This window comes from Yinghuangia sp. ASG 101, assembly GCF_021165735.1.
Lineage (GTDB): Bacteria > Actinomycetota > Actinomycetes > Streptomycetales > Streptomycetaceae > Yinghuangia.
The window spans coordinates 6711895-6728671 of record NZ_CP088911.1 but is presented as its reverse complement, the minus strand read 5'-3'; the positions used below and the strand labels follow the sequence as shown (position 1 = coordinate 6728671).

Here is a 16777-nt window from a genome sequence, read left to right as displayed (position 1 = left end):
GCCGCAGCCGCGGGTCGCGGGAAATCCCTGTGCCGGACCGGGGGTTGCCGGGCTACCGTGGCCGGACGCACGCGTTCGCGACGCGGCCCGCGGCTGCTCCCGCCGCCCGGCCGGGCCGTCGCGACACCGCCGATCCGCCGCCGCACAGCCGAGGAGACCGCAGTGCCACGAACGGGAAGCACCGGGTCGCGCCCCGATCCGGCGGAGCCGTAGGGCCGAGCCGCACGACCCGCCGACGACACCGAGGGGAACAACGCCGCGTTGACCGAGACAGTTCCGGCACCCCGAGAGGTGCCGTCCGCCGTTCCATCCGCCGTGCCGGCCGCCGCTTCGGCCGTCCTTCCGCCCGCGTCCGCCGAGGCCGCGGACCCCGCGCTCGAAGCCTGCCTCGCGCATCTCGCGGCGCTGCACGACCTCGCCTCGGACGACCCGGTGCGGCTGCGCGTCGAGGAGGCGGTCATGGCGTTCACGCGCTCCCGCCGCAAGCGGCGCCGCGCCGAGCACAAGCGCCGATGCGCCGCCGAACGGGCCGAGGTGATCGCCCGGACCGCGACCGGGGCCGACGACCGCGCCGACGACGTCCCGCTCGACGAGACGGACGCACCGGTCACCGTCGGCCGCGTGAGCGGGGGGCGGTCCTGCTACGTGTGCAAGCGGCCGTACGCCGACATCGACGGCTTCTACCACCAGCTCTGCCCGCCGTGCGCGCGCGAGAACCGGCAGCGCAGGCGGGCCCGCGCGGATCTGTCGGGGCGCCGCGCGCTAGTGACCGGCGGTCGCGTGAAGATCGGGTTCGAGCTGGTCCTGAAGCTGCTGCGGGACGGTGCCGAGGTCATCGTGACGTCGCGGTTCCCGCACGACACGCGCACGCGCTTCGCGGCGGTCGACGACCACGCGCGGTGGGCGGACCGGTTGACCGTGGCCGCGCTCGACCTGCGCGACCCGGGGCGGTTGCTCGCGTGGTGCGACGAACTCGTCGCCGCCGGGCGCCCGCTGGACATCCTGGTGAACAACGCGGCGCAGACGGTGCGTCGTCCGCCCGAGTCGTACGCGCCGCTGCTCGCGGCCGAGCGGGCCGCCCTCGGCGCGGCGGCGTTCGAACCGGTCACGGCGCTGACATCGGTGACCGCGGTGCCGGCGCTCCCGAACGTGCCGCGACCGCCGGGCGTTCGGACGGCTCTCCCGGTGGACGCCGGGGGCCTCGTCCCCGACACCGCGCCCGCGAACTCGTGGTCGCGGCGCGTGCACGAGGTGGACCCGGTCGAGCTGCTGGAGGTCCAACTCGTCAATGTCACGGCCCCGTTCCTGCTGGTGAGCCGCCTGCTGCCGCTGCTGGCGCAATCGCCACACGAGCGCCGCTACATCGTCAACGTCTCGGCGGTGGAAGGGCAGTTCGGGCGACCGTACAAATCGCCGGGTCACCCGCACACCAACATGGCGAAGGCCGCGCTCAACATGTTGACCCGCACGAGCGCGGGGGATCTGGCGCGCCACGGGGTGTACATGTCCAGCGTGGACACGGGGTGGATCACCGACGAGAAGCCGCTGCCGGACCGCGAGCGCGCGGCGCGGGAGGGCTTCCGGACGCCGCTGGACGTCGTGGACGGCGCGGCGCGGGTCTACGACCCGATCGTGCGCGGCGAGACCGACCGCGACGAGCCGCCGCCGTTCGGCTGCTTCCTGAAGGACTACCGCGAGGCGCCGTGGTGACACCCGGCCGGGGCCGGCCGGGCTCCGCGCATCGGCCGGCACGCCCGCCGGGTCCGTCCGGCTGACGCGCCCGGGCGGGACCGCGCTCCGCGGCCCCGCCCGGGACGGGATTCCTTCGCGGGGCCGAGTGCCCCCGGGACGGGATTCGGTGCCCCCACCGCGCCCTCGGCCCCCTTCGGGCCGTTCACTCGGCTTCCGCGAGGATCAGGTACAGCTTCTTGCGGGCTTCGGTCATGACCTCGATCGCCTTCGCGCGCTGCTCGTCGTTGCCGGTCGCCAGGACCTGGCGCAGGGCGTCGCTGACCTGGAAGGCCGCGGTGCGGGCGCTGTGGAAGGCCTCGTGGTCGAAGCCGGTGTTGACGGCGTCCCACGGCGCGGTGCCCTCGGGCTGCGCCGCGGCCTCCTCGCGGCCGGTGTCGGTGAGCGAGAACAGCTTCTTGCCGCCGGACTCCTCACCGGCGATGACGCCTTCGTCCTCCAGCAGTTGCAGCGTGGGGTAGACGGACCCGGGGCTCGGCTTCCACGCCTCCTGGGTGCGGTCGGCGATCTCGCGGATCATCTCGTAGCCGTGCATCGGCCGCTCGGCCAGCAGGGCCAGGATCGAGGCCCTGACGTCGCCGCGCCGGGCGCGGCCACGCCCCCGGCCTCGCCCGCCGTGGCCTCGGCCGAAGCCGCCGCCACCGCCCGGGCCCCAACCCGGTTCGGGCCCCCAGGCGCCGAAACCGGGACGCCGCATGCGGTGTTCACCGCGTCGTTCGCCCCATCCGGGGCGCTGTGTCTTGCCATGCATGAGTGTTCTCCGTTTCTATCGCGAACCATTCGCGATGGCTCAACGATATATCGGAATACGCTCACGATGCAAGCGTTGGCACGAGAGGTTTTCCGCCGCCCTCGCTCCGGCGGCGCAACTCCCGCACCCGCTCCAGGAGTTGCGGCCTCACAAGCGGGTACATTTCGGGACAGGTGCCGTCAGGCAACGAGGCACCGAACCCGGTGGACCGTCTCCGCACTCCGTCACGACACGGCGAGCACGGGGCACCCGGGGCCGAGGACCGATCGGGGCCTGTCCGAAAACGCCCTAGGATCGTCCGGACGCCGCGGGTAATCGCCCCGTCACCACCGCGCCGCGCGTGGCGGCAGGTCGGCCCCACCGGAATCGCGAGGGAGAACGCTGTGTGGGTCTGGCTCGGGGTGGGCGTGGCCGCGTACGCGGCACTCATGGCCGTGGTCGTCGTCATCCTGCGTGCCGCGAAGACCCGCAACGCCGCCGAACGAGCGGCCGACGCCGCGGACACCCTCCCACCCGCCGCGGCCCCCGGCAGCACGCCGGGAATCGACACGGCAGCCGCCGGTGCGGACGGCCTCCGCGACCGCACCGCCGCCGGTGACCGGCCGGTCGACCGCGACCAGGCGTCCCAAGGCGGCCAGGGCGGTCACGGCCACCGCGCCGCCGACGTCCCGCCCGCGGAGGTCCGCGGCGGGCCGGCCCCCGCGATCCCCGCGACGGCACCCGAGCCCGGCACCGCGGCGATCACCCCGAACCAGCCGGACACCGCCGACGCGGGACGTCCCGCACCCGGCACCGCCGCCGCGCAGGCGCCCGCAGAACCGCGCCCCGAGGAACACCCGGCACGCTGAGCCCCCGCCAGGTACCCCTCACCCGAGGCACGACCACCCCGCCCCGACGCCGCCCACAGCGGTACCGCGCGGCGGGCGATCCCCTCCCCAAGCCGGAACCGGCCCCGGGAGGACCACGCGTTCGCGGACGTGCCGGCCCCCGACATCGTCGTCGTGCCCGGCGGCCCCGGCCAGTCCGCGCAGATGGACAACGAGGCGCTGCTCGGCTGGCTGCGCGGCGCCGACGCCACGACCACGTGGACGACCTCGGTGTGCACCGGGCCCCTGCTGCTCGCCGCGGCCGGGCTGCTGCGCGGTCGCCGTGCCACCTCGCACTGGCTCGCGCTCGACCGGCTCCCCGGGTTCGGTGCCACGCCGACCGGCGAACGCGTCGTCGTCGACGGCAAGTTCGTCACCGCCGCCGGGGTGTCCGCCGGCATCGACATGGGCCTGACGCTGCTCGGCAGGATCGCCGGCGACACACACGCGCAGTCCGTCCAACTGCTCACCGAGTACGACCCGCGGCCGCCCTACGACGCGGGTTCCCCCGCGAAAGCCCCCGCGGCGCTCGTCGAGAAGTTCCGCGCCGCGAACGTCTGAGCCGCCGGGCCCGCCCGGGTCACTGGCGGTACGAGCCGATGAACTTCCCGATCCTGGTGATCGCGTCGTCGAGGTCGTCGACGTGCGGCAGGGTCACGATGCGGAAGTGGTCGGGCGTCGGCCAGTTGAAGCCGGTGCCCTGGACCACCAGGATGCGTTCTTGGAGGAGCAGGTCGAGGACGAACTTCTCGTCGTCGACCAGCGGGCAGACCTCGGGGTCGACGCGGGGGAACGCGTACAGCGCGCCGCGCGGTTTGACGCAGGTGACGCCCGGGATGGCGGTGAGGAGTTCGTACGCCTTGTCGCGCTGGGCGCGCAGGCGGCCACCGGGGAGGATCAGCTCGCGGATGCTCTGGTGGCCGCCCAGCGCCGTCGCGATCGCGTGCTGGGCCGGGACGTTGGCGCACAGGCGCATATTGGCGAGCACGTTGAGGCCCTCGATGTAGCTGGCCGCGTGGGTCTTGGGGCCGGACAGCATGAGCCAGCCGGAGCGGAAGCCCGCGACGCGGTACGCCTTGGAGAGCCCGTTGAACGTGAGGCAGAACAGGTCGGGGGCCAGCGAGGCGAGCGGTACGTGCTCCGCGTCGTCGTACAGGATCTTGTCGTAGATCTCGTCGGCGAGCAGCAGCAGGCCGTGTCGGCGGGACAGTTCGACCAGGCCCTCCAGCAGCTCGCGCGAATACACCGCCCCCGTCGGGTTGTTGGGGTTGATCACGACGATCGCCCGCGTGCGGTCGGTGATCTTCGCGGCGATGTCGTCGAGGTCGGGGAACCAGTCGGCGCTCTCGTCGCACAGGTAGTGCACGGGTGTCCCGCCGGACAGCGACACGGCCGCGGTCCACAGCGGGTAGTCCGGGGCCGGGACGAGGACCTGGTCGCCGTCGTCGAGCAGGGCCTGCAGGGCCATCACGATCAGCTCGGACACGCCGTTGCCGAGGTACACGTCGTCGACGTCCACGCCGTGGATGCCGCGCTCCTGGTAGTGCTGCACGACCGCGCGGCGCGCGTGGAAGAGGCCCTTGGAGTCGCAGTAGCCCTGCGCGGACGGCAGCCCCAGGATCATGTCGTGCAGGATCTCGCTGGGGGCCTCGAAACCGAACGGCGCCGGGTTGCCGATGTTCAGCTTGAGGATGCGGTGGCCTTCCTCCTCCATCCGCTTGGCCTCGTCCAGGACGGGCCCGCGGATGTCGTAGCAGACACCGGCGAGCTTGGCCGACTGCCGAATCCGACGGTACGACGGCTCCTGGTCACTCACCGGCTGGTCCTCCCCGACACTCGTGCGCGCAAGTCCCCAGCAGTGTTCCATGCCTCCCCCGCGACGGACCCGCCGGACACACCCGCGCGAACCGGAGCGGGCGGCGGCGCGGCCGGCACGGGAGTTGACGCGGCGTCATCTCCCGTGGCGCCAGGGCGTCTTGGGCGTGGTGCGGACCGGGCGGGGACGACGGCGGCGGTGCCGGGCGGGCCGGAGTGCCGGTGCACTTCATACGCGAGCCCGGCCGCGGCCCACGCACCGTGGCCGCTCGCGCCGCGCCGACCCCTCGGCGGACCCCGCGGGCGCTCCTCCATGCCCTTCTTGCCCGGTGTCCGAACGGCTTGACGAGGACCGACCTGCGGGGCCGGCCGCGGTCCCCGACGAGGTGCGCGCGGACGGCCTGCACCGTGCGCGCCTCGCCGCCGACGTACGCCACGCCCGGCTCGTCGGGCCGGTCGAGTCCGCCGACCGCGGCGACGAGGGTCGCGGCGCGGCTGCGTCGGTCCGAACCCGCGATGAGCCGCGCGCTCGGCCGGATCCGCAAGGCGACCGGCGACGGACGCCCGCGACTCGCCTGCTCAGACCGTGAGTTCGCCCCGCAGCACCAACGTCGCCTCCCCGACCAGGGTCACCCGGTCGCCCTGCGACTCGACCACCACGACGCCCCCGCGCGCCGACGCCTGAAAACCCGTCAGCCGCGAACGGCCCACCCTCGGCGCCCAATACGGACCCAGCACGCAGTGCGCGGAACCCGTCACCGGGTCCTCCGGGATACCCGCCGCCGGAGCGAACACCCGCGAGACGAAATCCACGCCGTCCCCGTCACCCGGCGCGGTGACCACCACACAGCGGTACGGCAGCCGCCCCAACGCCGCCAGATCCGGCACGACCGCACGGACCTCGTCCGCCGACGCCACCTCCACGACCAGATCCGCACCGCCCTCCGCCACCGCCGCCACCCGAACGCCGAGCATCTCCCCCAGCCCCTCGGGAGCCTCCACCGGACGCGGCGGCAACGCCGGGAAATCCAGCGCGATCCCGCCCCCGGGCCGCTCGTGCGCGGTCAACACCCCGCTCCGCGTCGCGAACCGCACACTCCCGCGCGCCAACCCCGCACCGAACAGGACATACGCGCTCGCCAGCGTCGCGTGCCCGCACAAGTCGACCTCGACCTCGGGGGTGAACCAGCGCAACGACCAGTCCGCACCGCCGCCCGCCGCGGCCGGCACCAGAAACGCCGTCTCGGAATGCCGCATCTCCGCGGCGACCGCCCGCATCCACGAGGCATCCGACGCCCGCGCCCCCTCCGGCAGGCACACCCCCGCCGGGTTGCCGCGAAACGCCGCGCCGCTGAACGCGTCCACCACAAAAATCCGCATACCGGCCACCGTAGTGCCGGCCGTCACACGCACTCCGGGACCTGCTCCGCCACCACCCCGCCGGTCTCCAACTGCCCCACGTGCACAAAGCCGATCCGACCGCTCACGATGATCTTCGCCCACGTCGGATCGGCTTTGCCGTTCGTGTAGTTCACCTGACCCGCGATGTGGCACACCACCATCACACGCGTGCCGTGATCAGCGCTCAGCACCGTCTTGCCCCGCGCCTCGGGCTGCTTGTACACCGCCAGCGCGAACCGCGACCGCACCGTCCCCTCGATCGACCCCGGCGGCGCGACCAGCGGACCCGTCGGCTCGGCGGACGCGCCCTCCTCCCGCGCCGCCGCCGTGTCGTTCCCCGACGCCGCCGACGACGACGCGTCGTCGTCCTCCCCGCCGCCCATCTTGACCACGATCAACACCACGGCCAGGAAGAACACCACCAACAAGACCGGCGCGAGCCACCCCGGCCCGGCCCCCCGAGGCGCCGGGGCATCCGCCGCAGCCGCCTCCTTGCGCGCCCGCCAGCGCTCGCGGATACCGCCGCCCACCGCCATGTGGCAAACCCCCAGCCGCCGGACCGAAACCGGCACACGGACCTCGTCGTACGGGACCGCCCGAGCGCCCCCGTCCATACCTTCCCGACAAGAATCCCAGCTGCACGCCCCGCGACGGAATCACCGCGACCCGTGAACCCCGCCCGCCCGACGTCAACCCGTCGGCAGCCAGCTCACCTTGCCCGCCAGCAGCACGTAGCCCACAAAAGCCACGATGTCGATCAACGCGTGCGCCACCAGCAACGGCATCACCCGCCCCCACCGCCGATACAGCACACAGAAGATCACCCCCATCACGAGGTTCCCGACGAACCCGCCGATCCCCTGATACAGGTGGTACGACCCGCGCAGCACCGAACTCGCCACCAGCACACGCCGAAACGACCAGCCCATCTGCGTCAGCCGGTGCACCAGATAACCGAGAACGACCACTTCCTCCAACGCCGCGTTCTCGATCGCCGACAACACCAGAACCGGAATCCGCCACCACACATCCGGCAGCGACGTCGGCACCACCGTCAGATTCGCCCCCGCCGCGTGCGCCCCCAAATACAGCGCGAGGCCCGACCCCCCGATCACCGCCGCCACCGCGGCGCCACGCCCCAGGTCCAGCCACCGGTGCCGGCCGTCCACCCCCAGGTCACGCAGCGACTCACCACCGCGCGTCAGGAAATGCGCCACCAAGAACACCGGCACCAGCGCCGACGCGATGCCGAACAACTGCCACGCCAAATCCAGCCACGGACGCCCCGGCGCCGCCGAACGGTTCAACTCCGCCGGCTGATGCGCCAACCCGCCTTCCCGCGTCACCGACCCGACGAACGAGATCAGCGCCGAAACCGCCGACGCCCCCAGCGACGCCGCCAGAACAAGCAGCACCTCGTCGCGCCGTATCCGCCGCCGCACCCCATCCGCGCGCACGGCCCGATCGGCCGGTTCTTCCGTGATCACCCGGACAATCTAATGCCGCGGCCGGGAACGTCCACCGGAAGGAACCCGGGAACCCACCCGGCCGCGACACCCGCGCCGCACCCGCCGCACGCGCACCCCGACCTCACCGGGCCGCCCGCACACCGCGAGAGCGCTCACACCCTCACGGAACAGGCCACATGTGCACCGGATCGCCGCCGCGCATCAACTCCGCGTACCGCAACGTCATCGCCCGCAGCGCACCGAGCCGGTCCAGCCCCCGGCGATCGCGGTAGTGACGGAACACCGCGCTCTGCCACGCCGCACCGTTCGTCCGCCGCACACACCGCCCCTCGATGATGCCGAGGTAGTAGTCCCGCTCCCGCGCGTCGATCCCCCACGCCTCCAAACCCTCGTACGCGCGCGGCAGCAACTCCCGCAACACCAGCTCCGTCACCGGAACACGCCCCAGCCCCGGCCACGCCAACTCCGCCTCGACACCGTGCCGCGCACCCGTGTGGAAATTGTCCGCCGCCTCCGCGAACGGCATCCGCTCCCACACCGGCCGCTCGTCCTCCACCAGCGAACGCACCACCCCGTAATAGAAGGCGGCATTCGCGAGAATGTCGTCGACCGTCGGCCCCGCCGGCAACACCCGGTTCTCCACCCGCAAATGCGGCTTGCCCCGCGCCACGTCGTACACCGGCCGGTTCCACCGGTAGATCGTGCCGTTGTGCAGCCGCAACTCCGGCAAATGCGGGATGTCCCCGCGGTCCAGCGCCGCCACCGGATCCTCCGGATCGCAAATCGGCAGCAGCGACGGGAAGTACCGGACGTTCTCCGCGAACAAGTCCGTCACCGAACCGATCCACCGCTCACCGAACCACGTCAACGGACGGACCCCCTGCGCGATCAACTCCTCCGGCCGCGTATCACACGACTGCTCGAACAGAATCGGCCGCGTCTCACGCCACAGCTCCCGGCCGTACAGGAACGGCGAATTCGCCCCCAACGCGACCTGCACCCCCGACACCGACTGCGCCGCGTTCCACACCGCCGCGAAATTGTCCGGCGTCACCTGCAAATGGAGCTGCACCGACGTGCACGCCGCCTCCGGCACAATGCTCGTCGACGTCGTCTCCAGACGCTCCACACCCTCGATCTGCAGCTGGATGTCCTCGCCGCGCGCCATGAGGATCTGATCGTTCAACAGCGTGTACCTCGGGTTGTGCGACAGGTTCTCCAACACCATGTGCGCGTCCGTCAGCGTCGGCAGGATCCCGATCATCACGATCCGCGCCCCCGACTCGGCCGCCTTGCGGTCCGCGTAATCGAGGCTCGTGCGCAACTCCTCGGCCAACTCCGAGAACACCGGCCCCACCAGACGGTGCGGCGGGATGTTCACCTCGATGTTGAACTGACCCAACTCCGTCTGGAAATCCGGGCTCGCGATCCGATCCAGCACCCGGTCGTTCGCCATGCACGGCAACCCGTCCGCGTCCGTCAGATTCAACTCGATCTCGACACCCATCAACTTGCGCGGACTCTCGAACCGCCCGTCCGCCAAAAGCCGTTCCAACGTCTCCAGGCACAACCGCAACTTGTGGCGGTAACGCTGCCGGTCCGACCGCGTGAACGTGACCTGGTCGACCTCTTCCCCCATGAGCAGAACTCCCCATTCGAACGCATCCGGGCCGCCGTCCGCACCGGGCTCATGCCCGCGTCCCGGGGAACCGCACGACCACACCGTGCGTCACCCCTGGCAACGGGTCGCCCGGCCAGGGGTGACGCCCACTCACGGACTACTCTTCCCCGGCGATTTCCGGATCACCGGTCGTAAATCCGGTCCAGTGGCGCGTACCCGCCTGCCCGGCGCACCCGCCCGCCGTGTCGGGGGGCCGCACGGCGCGCGTTCCTCGTGCAACCTGGGGGGTTCACCGTGCCCGCTCTGCCCATACGCAGCGCGACGTTCCAGGCGGCGGTCGTCGCCATCGCCGTCTTCCTGTGCGGATTCCTGGTCTGGACCGCGAGCGCCGACACCGTCGACGCCCGTCCCGCCAGTGCCGCGCCTACCCCGGACACCACCGGCCAACCGCCCGGCCCGCCCACGCCGCCACCGCCGCCGCTGCTCCCGGCCGAACCGCCCTCGCCTCCCGCGCCGCCCACCCCGCCCGTCCCCACGACGCTCCAGTCCAAGGTCGGACGCACCGACCCGGGCAAATGGGTCGCCCTGACCTTCGACGACGGGCCCTGGGCCGGCTACACCACGCAGGTCCTCGACACCCTGGACCACCACGCCGTCAAGGCCGTGTTCTGCGTCGTCGGCGCCCAGGCCCAGGCCAGGCCCGACCTGATCCGCGAAATCGTCGCGCGCGGCCACACCCTGTGCAACCACACGATGACGCACGACACCAAGATGCCGGAGCACTCCCCCGAGGAGATCCGCTCGCAGATGCAGCGGACCCTCGACGCCATCCACGCCGCCGTACCCGACGCCGCCGTCCCCTGGTACCGCGCACCCGCCGGGAACTGGGCCCCCCACGTCCAAGAGGCAGCCGCGTTCCTCGGCATGCGCTCGCTCGGCTGGAGCGTCGACACCCTCGACTGGAAGAAGCCCGGCGTGGACAAGATCCTCCACACCATCGGCCAACAGGTCACCCCCGGCGGCGTCATCCTCCTCCACGACGGCGGCGGCGACCGCACCATGAGCGTGGAGGCACTGCGGCGCCTCATCCCCGACCTCCTCGCGAAGGGCTACCAGTTCACGGTGCCGGTGTGACGGGACCGGCGTGACGGGACCGGTGTGACGGGGAGGGGCGGGGGCGCGGTGGCCGCCACGCGCCCGCCGCCGCGCCCCCGGCCCGCCCCGCACGCCCGGCACACTCCGCAAGCCCCACGACCCAGGGCCGTCTGTCAAGCAGCCTCCCCGTCGTCGTTACTTTTTGCAGCGATTCACGTACAATGCGCTGACCGGCTTGTACGGTCGGTTCCTGCATGCGCGGCGCAGCACCCGCCCGGCCCGGACCGGCACAGCGGCTTTTTCTCCACCCACGCTCCACCTGGCGTGACAACGGATGCTGCATCAGAAGTGAGGCGGTCTCATGGTCTTGCGTGTGCCAGAAACACCCGATCACCTCCGCAAGGCGGTACAAGCGGTGCTCGACGCACCGCGTCGGCGGCCCGCACACGACGTCCGGACGGATGCCGCCGCCCCCACCACCCCCGAGGCCGCCGCCCGGGGCCTCACCGCCGTCCGCCCGCACCGCGTGTTCGAGATCGACATCGCCGACCTCACCGCGACCGGAGGCGTCGACGCCGCGCGGCCGGTCGGCTGGCGGTGGCTCGTCCACGACGGGCTGCACACCGTCGGGGCCGTCGAGATCACCGACCGCGGCACCGGGCAGCAGCACGCCCGCTTCACCGAGGGCCCGTTCGCCACCGGCACCGACGCGGCCCTCGCGACCCTGCGAGCGCTCCCGCACGTCGAGCGCGGCCACTTCGAACTGCGCCTGCTGCACATCCCCGGCCTGTACACCGTCGCCTTATGGCTCGCGGACCTCGTCGGCCGGGACGACCTGCTCGTCCCGCTCGCTCCCGCACCGCCGGGCGTGCAACCCCTCCGCCCGTATCCGGCCGACGAACTCGCCGCCACGCTCGCCGACCGGGTCCGCCCGCTGCTCGCGGCGGCCCCGCAGCCGTGAGGGCCCGCCGGCCCCCGGGCCGCGGCGTCCGGCACGCGGTGTGACATCCTCGCGCACCCGCCCCGGCGGGGTCGTGGCGACCGCCGCGGCCCCGCCACCGCGCGCTCGTTCTCCCGCCCGGCGCACGTCGCCACGTGCTGCCACCGTCCGCCTTGTGGGCTTGTGTGATTTCCTGTCGGAAGTCACCCACACGGGCCTGTTACTTGACCTTGGCAAGCGATGCGGTGGGGGTGCGGCCGGGCGTACGCTGGGCCCTGCGCCGACGCCGGATCCCGCGGGCGGCCACGTCTCCGCCATGCCTCCGGTCGTCGAGATGACCCTCACGAGGTAAACGCCATGGGGCGCGTGGGTGAGAACTGGGCAATTGCCTGCGCGGGCCCCCCGACAGGCGCAGGATGGGTCTCGGCACGAGTCAGGTCGTGTCGGATCCGCAACAACAACGCTCCTATCCCCCAAGGCCGGTCGGCAGGCGCCCGGCCCGACGTGAGTCTTCGCGTCGCTCATCGAAAAGGTACGAGGATGTGCCAGCACCAACCGCAATGCCCACCGTCCGACAGCCCTGACCGGGAGGCCGCTCACGTCATCGCGGCGCACCCGGAGCAGGGTTGGAGCCTCCTGTGCAACGGCGTTGTCCAGTTCGAGGACACCGGGGAGCTTCTCCCGGACGGCCGGCTGATCGCACCGCACCGGCCCCGCGTACGCCTCGCCGCCTGACGCGTCTGCGGGGGCAGCCGCTCGGCGGGGAGTAGCGGCACGGAACCTCCGGCAGCGCCGCGCGGCCGGAGGAACCAGGGGTGAAACGCCGGAGGGCGGCCACCGTCTCGGTGGCCGCCCTCCGGCGTCGTTGTGCCCGCCGGGCCTCCTACTGCTCGTAGGCCTCCGGCGACGGGCACGAGCACACCAGGTTCCGGTCGCCGTACGCACCGTCGATGCGCCGGACCGGCGGCCAGTACTTCCCGGCCGGGTGCACGCCGCCGGGGAAGGCGCCCTCCTCGGGCCGGTACGCGTGCGCCCACGCGCTGTCGACGACCATCGCCGCGGTGTGCGGCGCGTTGCGCAGCGGATTGTCGTCGGCCGGAAGTTCCCCGGAGACGACGCGGTCGATCTCGGCCTTGATCGCGGTCATCGCATCGCAGAACCGGTCGATCTCGGCCAGGTTCTCACTCTCGGTCGGCTCGATCATGAGCGTCCCGGGAACCGGGAACGACATCGTCGGCGCGTGGAAGCCGTAGTCGATCAGCCGCTTGGCCACGTCGTCGACCGTGACACCGGTCGCCTTGGTGATACCGCGCAGGTCGATGACGCACTCGTGGGCGACCAGGCCGCCGGGGCCCGTGTACAGCACCGGGTAGTGCGGGGCGAGGCGCCGGGCGATGTAGTTCGCGCCGAGCACCGCGACCTGCGTCGCGCGCTTGAGGCCGTCGGGCCCCATGAGGCGGATGTACGCCCACGAGATCGGCAGGATCGCCGCCGAGCCCCACGGCGCCGCGGAGATCGGCCCGACGCCCGTCTCCGGACCGGCGGCCGGCTGGAGCGGGTGGTTCGGCAGGTACGGCGCGAGGTGCGCGCGGACCGCGACCGGCCCCACGCCGGGACCGCCGCCGCCGTGCGGGATGCAGAAGGTCTTGTGCAGGTTCAGGTGGGACACGTCCGCCCCGAACCGGCCCGGCCGCGCGAGCCCGACGAGCGCGTTGAGGTTGGCGCCGTCGACGTACACCTGCCCGCCCGCGTCGTGCACGAGGGCGCAGACGTCGGCGATGTGCTCCTCGAAGACGCCGTGCGTCGACGGGTAGGTGACCATCAGCACGGCCAGGTTGTCGCGGTGCGCGTCGATCTTGGCGCGCAGGTCGCCGAGGTCGACGTCGCCGTTCTCGCCGGTGGCCACGACCACCACGCGCATCCCGGCCATCACGGCGCTGGCCGCGTTGGTGCCGTGGGCGGACGACGGGATCAGGCACACGTCGCGGTCGGCGGCACCGTTCGCGCGGTGGTGGGCGCGTACCGCCAGCAGGCCCGCGAGTTCGCCCTGGGAGCCGGCGTTGGGCTGGAGGGACACCGCGTCGTAGCCGGTGACGCGGGCGAGCGCGTCCTCCAGGTCGCGGATGAGCGCCAGGTGCCCGGCCGCCTGGTCGGCGGGCGCGAAGGGGTGGATGTCGGCGAACTCCGGCCAGGTGACGGGCTCCATCTCGGCGGTCGCGTTGAGCTTCATCGTGCACGAGCCGAGCGGGATCATGCCCCGGTCGAGCGCGTAGTCCTTGTCCGCCAGGCCGCGCAGGTAGCGGAGCATGCCGGTCTCGGAGCGGTGCGCGTGGAAGACCGGGTGGGTCAGGAAGTCGTCGCCGCGCACAAGTTCCGGCGGCAGCGCGTCGGGGGTCTTGGCGTCGAGTTCGGCGACGTGGTCGTCGCCGCACGCGACGTCGCCGGTACACGAGAAGGCGCCGTTCGGCGCGAACGCGCGCCACACGGCCGCGACGTCGTCCCGGGTGGTGGTCTCGTCGCAGGTCACCGAGACGTGGTCGGCGTCGACGCGCCACACGTTCACACCCTCGGCGCGCGCGGCGGCCACGACGGTGTCGGCGCGGCCGGGGACACGGGCCAGCACGGTGTCGAAGAACCGCCCGTGGACGACCTCGATGTCGTCGTGGCGCAGCCCGGCGGCGAGGATCGCGGCGTACCGGTGGGTGCGCCGGGCGATCGCGGTGAGGCCTTCCGGGCCGTGGTACACGGCGTACATCCCCGCCATGACGGCGAGCAGGACCTGCGCGGTGCAGATGTTGCTGGTCGCCTTCTCGCGGCGGATGTGCTGCTCGCGCGTCTGCAGCGCGAGGCGGTACGCCTGGTCTCCGTCGGCGTCGACGGACACCCCGACCAGGCGCCCGGGCAGCGACCGGGCGAACTTCTCGCGGACCGCGAGGTAGCCGGCGTGCGGCCCGCCGAAGCCCATCGGGACACCGAAGCGCTGCGTCGTGCCGACCGCGATGTCGGCGTCCATCGCGCCGGGCGACGTGAGGAGGGTCAGGGCGAGCAGGTCGGCGGCGACGGCGGTGAGCGCGCCGCGTGCGTGGGCGGCGGCGATCACCGGCGCGAGGTCGCGCACGTGCCCGTCGGCGCCGGGGTACTGCAGCAGCACGCCGAAGAACTCGCCCTCCGGCAGGCCGTCGCCGGTGTCGGCGACGACCACGTCGATGCCGAGCGCCTCGGCCCGCGTGCGCACGACCGCGACGGTCTGCGGCAGGCACGCGGCGTCCACGACGAAGGTGTTGCTCTTGGCGCGGCCCGCGCGGCGGGCCAGGGTCATCGCCTCGGCGGCGGCGGTGGCCTCGTCGAGCAGCGACGCACCCGCGACCTGAAGCCCCGTCAGGTCGCACACCATGGTCTGGAAGTTGAGCAGCGCCTCCAGGCGGCCCTGCGAGATCTCCGGCTGATAGGGGGTGTACGCCGTGTACCAGGCCGGGTTCTCCAGCACGTTGCGCCGGATCACGGGCGGCGTGTGCGTGCCGTGGTAGCCCAGCCCGATCATGGACCGCAGCACCGTGTTGCGGGCCGCGAGCGAGCGCAGCAGCCCGTGCACCGCCGCCTCGCCGACGGCCTCGGGCAGGTCGAGCCGGTCGAGCGTGCGGATGGCCTCGGGAACCGCCGCGTCCGTCAGCTCGTCGAGCGATCCGAAACCGATATGCGCGAGCATCTTCGCCTGCTGGTCGGCATCGGGCCCGATGTGCCGGCCGCTGAACGGCGACGCGGACTCCAGCGCGGCGAGGCTGCCGGGGCCGGCGGGCGGGGACGCGGGGCCGGTGGAGGGGCGCGGCGTGGTCGGGGACGGGCTCACGGTGGAGGCCTCCATGGTGACGGAGAAGGATCACGCGGGGCACGTGATCTCGCGGCCTCCCCCTCTGTCATCGGTACCTGAGAGCTTCACCCGCACGCCGCCGCAAGAGCCGCGGGCCGAGGCTTTCACCGTCGGTGAGCCCCGCGCCGGGCGGGACTGCTTTCCAGAGTGCCCATGGCCACGCGGTACGGGTGCCTGAGAGATTCCGGGGAGGAGTTGCTCCTTCGGCGCCCGGCTCGTCGTCCGGGGCTCTCCCGCGCGGCTTTCGGTGCGGCACCCACGCTACCAGTGCGGCTTTCACGGCGGCGGGTCACGATCCGCCCGCCCGGTCGCCGGTCTCGGCGCAAGGCCACCGCGCGAGCCCGGCCCGCGCGAAACGGCCCACGGGCCGGCGGTGCGCCCCGGGATGCGCGAACGGCGGCCGGGGGCCGTGCCGCTTCTCGCGGGCGAAGGGCCGTCCGGCACGCCGCGAGATTCCGTCTGGCGGGTGCGACGGCCCGTCTCGCGCCTGACGGGTGACAGGCGCGTACCGGCCTGAGGGAGGCGAGGAGACATGGCGTCGGACGGGGAGGCGGAGGCGGACCCGAGGCCGCTGCGGGTCGCGGTGATCGTCGGGAGCACGCGCGAGGGGCGCGTGGGCGCGAGGCTCGGCGCGTGGGTGACGCGCTCGGTGGCCGCCCGCGGGACCTTCGCCGCGGACCCCATCGATCTCGTGGACAACGCGTTCCCGGCGCGCTTCCCGCAGCACCCGACCCCGGCGATGGCCGATTTCGCCGCCCGGATCGCGGACGCCGAGGCGTTTGTGGTGGTCACGCCCGAATACAACCGCAGCTTCCCGGCGTCGCTGAAACAGGCGATCGATTACGCGTACGACGAGTGGCACGCGAAGCCTGTCGGATTCGTCTCGTATGGTTACCGGTCCCGAGGCCTGCTCGCGGTCGAGCACCTGCGGCAGGTCTTCGGCGAACTCCACACCGTCACCATGCGCGACACGGTCGGCGTCGACCTCACCGTCGGCCTGGACCGCCAGATCGGCCGCCCGGGCGACGCCTCCGGGTCCCCCGGTGAGCTGGAGCCCGCGGTCGACGTGCTCCTCGACCGACTGGCCTGGTGGGGCCGGGCGCTGCGGGACGCGCGAGCCGCGCGGCCCTACGCCGCGTGACCCCGGCCCGGCACGCCGCCGCGAAAGACACACCGGGACCACCGATGAGAACCGACCGGAG

At 72.9% G+C, this 16777-nt stretch carries 14 protein-coding genes, 1 pseudogene and 2 riboswitches; of the genes and pseudogenes, 7 read left to right on the top strand and 8 right to left on the bottom strand.

The genetic code is table 11. From position 1 onward, the window contains the following. Positions 1–315 precede the first annotated feature (315 nt). Positions 316–1710 (top strand): SDR family NAD(P)-dependent oxidoreductase, encoded by a 1395-nt coding sequence (locus LO772_RS28820; RefSeq protein WP_231774943.1) that lies wholly within the window; start codon positions 316–318, stop codon positions 1708–1710. A gap of 184 nt (positions 1711–1894) precedes the next feature. Here LO772_RS28820 and LO772_RS28815 read toward each other — a convergent pair whose 3' ends face one another. Then, positions 1895–2500 carry a PadR family transcriptional regulator gene (locus tag LO772_RS28815; RefSeq protein WP_231774942.1) on the bottom strand — a complete coding sequence of 202 codons (606 nt, stop codon included), beginning with the start codon at positions 2498–2500 and terminating at the stop codon, positions 1895–1897. Between the two features lie 383 nt (positions 2501–2883). Between LO772_RS28815 and LO772_RS28810 the strand changes: the two genes are divergently transcribed. Both LO772_RS28810 and LO772_RS28805 read left to right on the top strand, forming a co-directional pair. Then, entirely contained in the window at positions 2884–3348 is a 465-nt protein-coding gene (locus LO772_RS28810) for a hypothetical protein (protein WP_231774941.1), read from the top strand. 111 nt (positions 3349–3459) lie between these two features. Then, a pseudogene (locus LO772_RS28805) lies at positions 3460–3927 on the top strand (DJ-1/PfpI family protein); the annotation flags it as partial. 19 nt (positions 3928–3946) lie between these two features. On the opposite strand, the gene LO772_RS28800 reads toward LO772_RS28805, so the two are convergent. The 6 genes from LO772_RS28800 to LO772_RS28775 all read right to left on the bottom strand — a co-directional run bounded on the left by LO772_RS28800 (position 3947) and on the right by LO772_RS28775 (position 9690). Continuing rightward, positions 3947–5182: a pyridoxal phosphate-dependent aminotransferase gene (locus LO772_RS28800; protein ID WP_231774940.1), complete on the bottom strand. Its 1236-nt coding sequence runs from the start codon at positions 5180–5182 to the stop codon at positions 3947–3949. Continuing rightward, positions 5175–5726, bottom strand: a complete 552-nt coding sequence (locus LO772_RS36115) for an SIP domain-containing protein (RefSeq protein WP_331717280.1) — start codon at positions 5724–5726, stop codon at positions 5175–5177. Before LO772_RS36115 ends, LO772_RS28800 begins: the two co-directional genes overlap by 8 nt. 34 nt (positions 5727–5760) lie before the next feature. Then, complete coding sequence (locus LO772_RS28790) at positions 5761–6561, bottom strand: PhzF family phenazine biosynthesis protein (RefSeq protein ID WP_231774939.1); 801 nt, start codon at positions 6559–6561, stop codon at positions 5761–5763. Positions 6562–6584: 23 nt separating this feature from the next. Further along, positions 6585–7118, bottom strand: a complete 534-nt coding sequence (locus tag LO772_RS28785; protein ID WP_231774938.1) for a hypothetical protein — start codon at positions 7116–7118, stop codon at positions 6585–6587. Between the two features lie 153 nt (positions 7119–7271). Further along, complete coding sequence (locus LO772_RS28780; protein ID WP_231774937.1) at positions 7272–8069, bottom strand: CPBP family intramembrane glutamic endopeptidase; 798 nt, start codon at positions 8067–8069, stop codon at positions 7272–7274. Positions 8070–8211: 142 nt separating this feature from the next. Next, positions 8212–9690, bottom strand: coding sequence for a glutamate--cysteine ligase (locus LO772_RS28775; protein WP_231774936.1), 1479 nt, complete (start codon positions 9688–9690; stop codon positions 8212–8214). Between the two features lie 276 nt (positions 9691–9966). Here LO772_RS28775 and LO772_RS28770 point away from each other — a divergent pair, with 276 nt between their 5' ends. The 3 genes from LO772_RS28770 to LO772_RS28760 all read left to right on the top strand — a co-directional run bounded on the left by LO772_RS28770 (position 9967) and on the right by LO772_RS28760 (position 12442). Beyond that, positions 9967–10806 carry a polysaccharide deacetylase family protein gene (locus LO772_RS28770; RefSeq protein WP_269453110.1) on the top strand — a complete coding sequence of 280 codons (840 nt, stop codon included), beginning with the start codon at positions 9967–9969 and terminating at the stop codon, positions 10804–10806. A 334-nt stretch (positions 10807–11140) separates the two neighbouring features. Further along, positions 11141–11728 carry a hypothetical protein gene (locus tag LO772_RS28765; protein ID WP_231774935.1) on the top strand — a complete coding sequence of 196 codons (588 nt, stop codon included), beginning with the start codon at positions 11141–11143 and terminating at the stop codon, positions 11726–11728. 519 nt (positions 11729–12247) lie between these two features. Beyond that, positions 12248–12442 carry a DUF5999 family protein gene (locus LO772_RS28760; RefSeq protein WP_231774934.1) on the top strand — a complete coding sequence of 65 codons (195 nt, stop codon included), beginning with the start codon at positions 12248–12250 and terminating at the stop codon, positions 12440–12442. Between the two features lie 148 nt (positions 12443–12590). Here the strand turns inward: LO772_RS28760 and gcvP are convergent, their stop codons facing one another. Beyond that, positions 12591–15476 carry an aminomethyl-transferring glycine dehydrogenase gene (gcvP, locus tag LO772_RS28755; protein WP_231779766.1) on the bottom strand — a complete coding sequence of 962 codons (2886 nt, stop codon included), beginning with the start codon at positions 15474–15476 and terminating at the stop codon, positions 12591–12593. Positions 15477–15614: 138 nt separating this feature from the next. Then, positions 15615–15725: riboswitch (glycine riboswitch) on the bottom strand. A gap of 2 nt (positions 15726–15727) precedes the next feature. Then, positions 15728–15821, bottom strand: a riboswitch (glycine riboswitch). A gap of 286 nt (positions 15822–16107) precedes the next feature. Between gcvP and LO772_RS28750 the strand changes: the two genes are divergently transcribed. Further along, positions 16108–16716, top strand: coding sequence for an NADPH-dependent FMN reductase (locus LO772_RS28750; RefSeq protein WP_231774933.1), 609 nt, complete (start codon positions 16108–16110; stop codon positions 16714–16716). Positions 16717–16777: the final 61 nt, after the last annotated feature.

What these genes read in the sequence shown, in the direction of transcription:
- LO772_RS28815 (WP_231774942.1), bottom strand. Translation starts at nt 2,500, where the DNA reads ATGCATGGCAAGACACAGCGCCCCGGATGGGGCGAACGACGCGGTGAA.
- LO772_RS28790 (WP_231774939.1), bottom strand. Translation starts at nt 6,561, where the DNA reads ATGCGGATTTTTGTGGTGGACGCGTTCAGCGGCGCGGCGTTTCGCGGC.
- LO772_RS28785 (WP_231774938.1), bottom strand. Translation starts at nt 7,118, where the DNA reads ATGGCGGTGGGCGGCGGTATCCGCGAGCGCTGGCGGGCGCGCAAGGAG.
- LO772_RS28775 (WP_231774936.1), bottom strand. Translation starts at nt 9,690, where the DNA reads ATGGGGGAAGAGGTCGACCAGGTCACGTTCACGCGGTCGGACCGGCAG.
- LO772_RS28760 (WP_231774934.1), top strand. Translation starts at nt 12,248, where the DNA reads ATGTGCCAGCACCAACCGCAATGCCCACCGTCCGACAGCCCTGACCGG.
- LO772_RS28750 (WP_231774933.1), top strand. Translation starts at nt 16,108, where the DNA reads ATGGCGTCGGACGGGGAGGCGGAGGCGGACCCGAGGCCGCTGCGGGTC.